The sequence below is a fragment of the Rhodoferax sp. LS1R11 genome, assembly GCF_056521395.1.
In genome coordinates this window covers 1-6,192 of record NZ_JBWMAW010000034.1, presented here as the reverse complement: position 1 = coordinate 6,192, position 6,192 = coordinate 1, and the positions used below count along the sequence as shown (strand labels likewise).

Here is a 6,192-nt window from a genome sequence, read left to right as displayed (position 1 = left end):
TGCCAATGCCATGCCTCGCGATATCGAGCGGGGGCTGCAGGCCGGCTTCCTGCGTTACCTGACCAAGCCCATCCGGGTGCCTGAGTTCATGGATGCGCTTGACTTTGCACTTGATCTCGCGGAAAAAAATGTGCTGGCACTGGCGCTGGAAAACACCGAAATGACGGGATGCATGTGATGTTGAACACCGTAAATATCCTCGACGCGAACATCCTGATCGTCGACGATCACCTCGCCAATGTGCAAATGCTGGAACAAATTCTGCGTGAAGCAGGTTATCGGCATGTGACCTCCACCACCGACCCACGGGCCGTCTGCGCCTTGCACGGGGCCAACCACTACGACCTGATCCTGCTGGACCTGCAAATGCCGGGTATGGACGGGTTCCAGGTGATGGAAGGACTGAAAGACGTCGAAGCCAACGGCTATGCGCCCATCCTCGCGATCACCGCCCAGCCCGACCACAAGCTCAGGGCGCTGGCCTCGGGCGCCAAAGACTTCCTGGCCAAGCCCTTTGACATTCTGGAGGTCAAAACGCGCATTCACAACATGCTGGAAGTCCGTTTGCTCTACAAGCATCTTCAAAACGCGATCCGCAAGATGGAGTCGCTAGCGCTGCATGATGCCCTCACCGGCCTGCCCAATCGCCGCCTGCTGGCGGACCGCGTGCGGCAAGCCATGCTGACCTCTTCGCGCACAGGAGAACACTGCGCCCTGATGTTTCTGGACCTGGACAATTTCAAGAGCATCAACGACACCCTGGGCCACAACATGGGCGATGTGCTGCTACAGCAGGTCAGCATGCGGCTACAGGCGTGTGTGCGCGAAGGTGACAGCGTGGCACGCCTGGGCGGCGACGAGTTTGTGGTGCTACTGGAAGCCTTGAGTCTGGTCCCCGATGAGGCAGCGATGCAAGCCGATGTGATCGCCACCAAAATTTTGGATACCTTCGGGCACATCTACCAGTTACCCGGCCACGATCTGGCCTGCACATCGAGCGTGGGGCTGGTCGTGTTCAAGGGTGACGGCAAACCCATGGAAGATCTTCTGCGAAAAGCAGACCTGGCCATGTACCAGGCCAAATCCGCTGGCCGCAACACCGCACGGTTTTTTGATCCTGCCATGCAGACCGCGATGGAAATGCATGACAAACTTAAAAAAGACATGCGACGCGGCCTGGACAAGCACGAATTCGTGCTGCATTACCAGATTCAGGTCAACGGCCAGGGCGTGCCCATTGGCGCCGAGGCGCTGGTCCGTTGGCAGCATACCGACAGCGGCCTGCTGGCGCCTCAAAACTTCATCCCCATGGCCGAAGAAACCGGCATGATCCTGCCACTGGATCAGTGGGTGCTTGAAACCGCCTGCGCCCAGTTGGCCGACTGGTCCAGTCAAACCACGACGGCGCAGTGGACGATGACGGTCAATGTGAGTGCGGCGCAATTTGCGCAGGACAATTTTGAAGCCAACGTCGCCCAAGCGCTCCAAAAAACCGGCGCCAACCCGGCTCTTCTCAAACTGGAACTGGCCGAGCGGGCCTTGGCGGACGATGTGGAAGACGTGATCAATAAGATGAACACCATCAAGGCCCACGGTGTGGGTTTCTCGCTGGACGATTTCGGTACGGGATACTCTTCCTTGTCGTACCTCAAACGTCTGCCGCTGGATCAGATCAAAATCGATCCGTCCTTTGTCAACGAGGCATTGACCGACCCCAGTGACGCCGCCATCGTGCGCACTGTGGTGGCACTGGGCAAACGCCTGGGGCTATCGGTCATCGCGGAAGGTATTGAAACGACACAGCAGCACACCTTCCTGGCTGGTATGGGATGTGATGCCTTTCAAGGCTACTTCTTTGGTCGGCCTGGCACGGCGGAGGCACTGGTCCAAGAATTTAATAAAAATGGCCTCTAGCCCTTGTTAACATTACGCAGGTAGCTATATTTTTAGGAGCAAACTCTCGTGAACCGTTCTTCCTCATGGCGCTGTCACCCATTCGGGCTCCACGATGCCTTTTGTCAACCCAAGACACACCCATGACAACGAATAAGAAACACGCGTCCGCTGACGCTCCCGTCGCAGTCGCCACCTTCAGGCCCGAGGCAGTCACCCCCTACACAGGGGTGGGCTTTCCTGTGGTTGGCATTGGCGCCTCGGCCGGCGGATTGGCAGCATTTGAGGCTTTTTTTTCGGGCATGCCCGCCGATGTTGAGCCCGGTATGGCTTTTGTTCTGGTCCAGCATCTCGCACCGGATCACGAAAGCATGCTCAGCGCGCTGATCCAGCGCTACACCCGCATGAAGGTGTTCGAGGTTTCGGACGGCATGGTGGTGGAGATCAATTGTGCGTACATCATCCCACCCAACCGGGACATGGCTTTTCTGAACGGCACGCTGCAGTTGCTCGAGCCTACCGAGCCGCGCGGTCACCGCCTGCCCATTGACTTTCTGTTCCGCTCCCTGGCTCAGGACCAGCGCGAGCGTGCCATTGGCATTGTGCTGTCTGGCACCGGCAGCGACGGGACGCTGGGTGTGCGGGCCATCAAGGGCGAAGGCGGCATGGTCATGGCGCAAAACCCGGCCTCCAGCGAATTCGACGGCATGCCCCGCAACGCCCTGGCCACGGGTCTGGTCGATTTCAACTTGCCCCCTGCGGAAATGCCAGCCCAACTACTGGCCTATGTGAGCCATGCGTTTGGCAAGCCCCACCGAATGTCCAGCGCGGCCTCCCCCTTGGGCCAGAACACCCTGAAGAAGGTTTTTATCCTGCTGCGTGCCCATACCGGCCACGATTTTTCGCAGTACAAGCCCAACACAATTTACCGCCGCATAGAACGCCGTATGGCGGTGCACCAGATTGACAATTTTGAAGCCTACGTCAAGTACCTGCAACAGACGTCGGCCGAGGTGGAGGCCCTGTTTCGGGACCTGCTGATTGGCGTGACCAATTTCTTCCGGGACCCGGAAACCTTTGCGGTGCTTGAGACGCAGGTCATTCCCAAACTCTTTGAGGGCAAACCACCTGGCTCGGGCATTCGTGCGTGGACCGCCGGCTGCTCCACCGGTGAGGAAGCCTATTCCATCGCCATCTTGCTGCAGGAGCGTCTGGAAGCACTGAAATCAAGCTACAAAGTCCAGGTATTTGCCACCGACATTGACAGCCGAGCCATCGCCATCGCGCGGGCGGGTTTGTACCCCCTGAGCATTGCCAATGACATCTCGCCCGAAAGGCTGGCCCGGTTCTTCACCGCGGAGCCAGAAGGTGGGGGTTACCGCGTGCACAAAGGCATTCGCGACATGCTGGTGTTTTCCGAGCATAACGTGATCAAGGATCCTCCTTTTTCCAGGCTGGACCTGATCAGCTGCCGCAACCTGATGATCTACATGAGCGCAGACCTGCAAAAAAAGCTCATCAACCTGTTCCACTACGCGCTGATGCCGGGCGGCATGCTGTTTTTGGGAACATCAGAGACCGTGGGTGAACACTCCGATCTGTTCGCTGTGCTGGACCGCAAGTCCAAGGTGTACCAACGCAAGGAAGATTTTCAGGGCGCCCAGCGTGCGGCGCTGGGACGCTTTCTGTCGCACGCAGTACCCTTCAAGATCAAGGAGAGCAACCAGAAATCACGCGCCGGCGAGGTGATCCATGCCGTCACGCTGTCACTGCGGGATGTGACCGAACAGACCCTCTTGCAGCAGATGACGCCTGTAGGCGCGTTGGTCAATGGCCAGGGCGATATCCTTTACTTGCATGGGCGATCCGGCAAATTTCTGGAACCCGCGCAAGGCGAAGCAGGCATCAACAATATTCTGAAAATGGCCCGCGAAGGGCTGCGCCGCGACCTCACCACCTCACTGCACAAGGCAGCGATGTCCAGAGAACCGGTTCGGGTCTTGAACCTGCGGGTCAAAACCAACGGTCATTTTTCATTGGTCAACCTCACGGTGTGCCCGGTGGCAGGCCCCTCGTCTGCCCTGGAGGCGCCGCTGTATCTGGTCGTTCTGGACGAAACCGCTGAGTTGCCCGCGCACGCCGAAAAAACAGCACCCATCGGACTCGTCACAGCGGGTCTAAATGCCCAGGGCAAGGACAGCAACGCCCAGATAGCAGAACTCAATGAAGAATTGCAGGCCAAGGAAGAGTACCTGCACGCGGCCAACGAGGAGCTGGAAACCTCGAACGAAGAGCTCAAGTCTTCCAACGAAGAAATGCAGTCCGTCAACGAAGAGTTGCAGTCTACCAATGAAGAACTGGAAACCTCCAAAGAGGAGATGCAGTCCATCAACGAAGAGCTCGCCACCGTCAACACCGAACTGCAAACCAAAGTGGCAGACCTGTCACGCGCCAACAACGACATGAACAACCTGCTGGCAGGCACCGGCATTGGCACTATTTTCATCGACCACAACCTGCATATCCTGCGATTCACGCCTGCAGCGACCCAGATCATCAACCTGATCCTGAGTGATGTGGGGCGTCCGGTGAGCCACATTGTGTCCAACCTGGTGGGATACGACAACCTGGTCGCCGACGCACAGTCGGTGCTGAAGACGCTGATACCCAAAGTGGTCGACGTCCAGACGGACAAAAACCAGTACTACACCATGCGTATCCTGCCCTACCGAACGCTGGACAATGTGATCGAGGGCGCAGTCATTACCTTTGTTGAAATCACGGAAATTGTGCGCACACGCGAGGCGCTGCGCCAGGCCAATGAATCCCTGCGGCTGGCGGTGGTGGTGCGCGATGCGTTTGATGCCATCACGGTGCAGGACCTTGACGGCCAGATCATCGCCTGGAATCCGGGTGCCAAGCGGCTGTATGGCTGGAGCGAGGCCGAGGCGCTGCTGATGAACGTGCGGGACCGCATTCCCAAAGAGCTGCAGAAAGACGCTCTCGCCAAAGTGCATCAGCTCAGCCAGGCCGAGATACTGGAACCCTACCTGACCCAGCGCCTGACCAAAGATGGAACGACCCTGTCCATTTCGCTGACCTCCACGGCGCTGGTCAACGATGTGGGTCTGATGTACGCCATTGCCACCACGGAGCGAGCCAGGGACACCAAGGCGCCCCACCCACCAGGGAGCCCCCCATGACGCATCCAGATCACGGCAACCAGGGCCATCGCGACGGCCCGGCGCAAAGCTTGCGTCGACGGGCAGAAGACCGAGCCCGTGACATTGTTGCCCTATCGTCAAAAACGGCTGAACCGCTGTCCTCCGAAGGACTGCAGCATGTGCTTCATGATCTGCAGGTTCATCAAATTGAACTGGAAATGCAAAACGAGGAGTTGCGGCGAACCCAATTGCAGCTGGACGCCGCACGGGCGAGTTACTTTGACCTGTATGACCTGGCGCCCATCAGTTATTTCACCGTCAACGAGAAAGGATTGATTTTGCAGGCCAACCTGACGGCGGCCAATCTGCTGAGCTTGACACGCAAGGAATTGGTCAACAAACCCTTCAGCCGGTTCATTTTCAAAGCAGACCAGGATATTTATTACCAGTTTCGCAAACAACTCCTTGAAACCGGTATGGCCCAGCAGTGCGAGTTAAGAATCAAACAACACGAAGACGCTGTCATCTGGGTCCATTTGGCGGCCACCGTGTCACAGGATGAGAACGAGGGGCCTCAACTGCGTCTTATGCTGAATGACATTTCCGAACGGAAAATCATGGCGGCAGCCATGCGCGAGAGCGAAACGCGCTATCGCACGATGGTGGAGTGGTCACCAGAAGCCATCACAGTGAACCGCGCCGGAAAAATCATTTACTGCAACCCCGCAGCCATGAAATTGTTTGGGGCGCATTCTGCCCATGAACTGGTCGGCAAGGCCATTCTCGAACTGGTTCATCCGGATTTTCATGATCACGTGCAGGACCGTTTGAACCACCCCGCCTCCAACGACGCAAACACCCGGATGGTCGAGAAGGTGTTGCTGAGACTCGACGGCACGCCCATCAACGTCGAAATGCAAAGCATTTTGAGTGATTTCGACGGCGAGCCAGCGGTTCAATTTGCGATGCGTGATGTAACGGAGCGCTCACGCCTGTCCCAGATTTTGCAGAAAAAAAACGCTGAATTGGAAAGTGCGAGGGTGATGGCAGACAAGGCCAACCTGGCCAAATCTGACTTTCTCTCCAGCATGAGCCACGAACTGCGCTCCCCCCTCAACGCCATCCTGGGTTTTGC

Annotated in this window: 3 protein-coding genes; all 3 read left to right on the top strand. The window is 57.5% G+C overall.

Annotation, left to right across the window (positions count from 1 at the left end; all coding sequences use genetic code 11):
- Positions 1–177 precede the first annotated feature (177 nt).
- Positions 178–1,914, top strand: coding sequence for a putative bifunctional diguanylate cyclase/phosphodiesterase (locus AC097N_RS21115; protein ID WP_479584039.1), 1,737 nt, complete (start codon positions 178–180; stop codon positions 1,912–1,914).
- 122 nt (positions 1,915–2,036) lie between these two features.
- Positions 2,037–5,096 carry a chemotaxis protein CheB gene (locus tag AC097N_RS21110; RefSeq protein ID WP_479584038.1) on the top strand — a complete coding sequence of 1,020 codons (3,060 nt, stop codon included), beginning with the start codon at positions 2,037–2,039 and terminating at the stop codon, positions 5,094–5,096.
- Positions 5,093–6,192 (top strand): PAS domain-containing protein (locus AC097N_RS21105; protein WP_479584037.1); only part of this gene is annotated, 1,100 nt, incomplete at its 3' end. The genes AC097N_RS21110 and AC097N_RS21105, both read left to right, overlap by 4 nt.